The sequence below is a fragment of the Priestia sp. SIMBA_032 genome (assembly GCF_046535215.1).
In the GTDB taxonomy this organism is placed as follows: Bacteria; Bacillota; Bacilli; order Bacillales; family Bacillaceae_H; genus Priestia; species Priestia aryabhattai.
In genome coordinates, this window is sequence record NZ_JAWRXD010000555.1 from 1 (window position 1) to 276 (window position 276).

Genomic DNA, 276 nt, shown 5'->3' on the forward strand with positions numbered 1-276 from the left:
GTTGGTTAAATCCATTTGAAAATGCAGATCAAGGTTATCAAACGCAACAATCGATTTTAGCTGTAGGTAGTGGAGGAATGGAAGGTAAAGGGTTTGGGGGAGGAAGCGTCTATATCCCAGAGAAGCATACTGACTTTATTTTCGCTACAATTGCCGAAGAAGGTGGATTTATCGTAGCAGCGTTAGTTGTCTTCTTGTTCCTATTACTACTATATCGAACAATTATTATTGGTTATTCCGCTGATAATTTATTTGGTACATTATTATGCGCTGGAT

Annotated in this window: 1 protein-coding gene; it reads left to right on the forward strand. The window is 38.0% G+C overall.

What is annotated here, in order from left to right; genetic code table 11:
- On the forward strand, positions 1-276 hold a 276-nt coding region (locus SB717_RS35520; RefSeq protein ID WP_410907634.1), incomplete at both ends, for an FtsW/RodA/SpoVE family cell cycle protein.